Raw genomic sequence first — 773 nt, 5'->3', positions numbered from 1 at the left:
TCTCCACCCCCGCCCCGACCCCGGCGGCCGGGAAGCCGATGACCTCGCCCCCAGGGGAAAGGGCGAGGTCATCGGTGTTCACGGGGGTGCGGGTCTCCCCACGGGGCCCGTCCCGCGGGCGGCGGGGTCGGGGCCGGACGCGGAATGAGGGGTCACTCGGGCCGCAGCGGTCCGCGGCCGAACATCGAGAGCACCTGGTAGCTCTTGTCCGTGGGGCCGGGCTCGCTCATCTCCATCGCGAACCCGCCGGTGAACAGGTCCCGGTCCACGGGGCGTTCGTGGATCCAGTCCCGGATCACCTCGCGGAAAGTGATCCTCCACACGCCGTCGCGTTCCTCGTACCGGTTGAACGTGCGGCTGGCGGCGATCAGTTCGCGTGCCGGGTCCCCGAACCGGTGGTACGAGAGGCGGTGGGTCTCCCCCTCGGCGGACTTCCCGTCCACCTTGTACCACTCGTTCAGCAGGTAGTGGGTGGTGTTCTCGAACCGGGGCTTGAACTCGTCGATGATCCAGTCCACCCATTCGTCCACGCCGCCTTCCTTCATGTCGCCCAGGCGGACGAAGGCGTCCTCGAAGAAGATCGACTTCAGCAACTGGGGGTCGCGCCGGTCGATCCCGCGGCAGTAGGCGACTTCGAGGTCGTGCAGCCGGTCCTTGACCTTCAGTTCCCGGAGGAGGCGGAGGTCCTCCTCGGTCACCACGCTGTCGGCGCGAGCCGCATCGTCAGTCATCGCTTCTCTCTCTCGGGTGGGGGTCCGGGCCCGTAGGGGGAC

The 773-nt window shown here is 68.8% G+C and carries 1 protein-coding gene; it reads right to left on the bottom strand.

Going from position 1 to position 773, the window contains the following annotated elements; translation table 11 throughout:
* Positions 1-152 precede the first annotated feature (152 nt).
* Entirely contained in the window at positions 153-731 is a 579-nt protein-coding gene (locus B7L92_RS38720) for a nuclear transport factor 2 family protein (protein WP_081241688.1), read from the bottom strand.
* Positions 732-773: the final 42 nt, after the last annotated feature.

Source organism: Streptomyces viridosporus (assembly GCF_002078235.1).
Lineage (GTDB): Bacteria > Actinomycetota > Actinomycetes > Streptomycetales > Streptomycetaceae > Streptomyces > Streptomyces viridosporus.
Note: the sequence above shows the minus strand (reverse complement) of the source record. Positions and strands in the feature narration are given on the sequence as shown.

Excerpts from the sequence above, each read along its gene's own strand:
- B7L92_RS38720 (WP_081241688.1), bottom strand. The coding sequence starts at position 731 with ATGACTGACGATGCGGCTCGCGCCGACAGCGTGGTGACCGAGGAGGAC.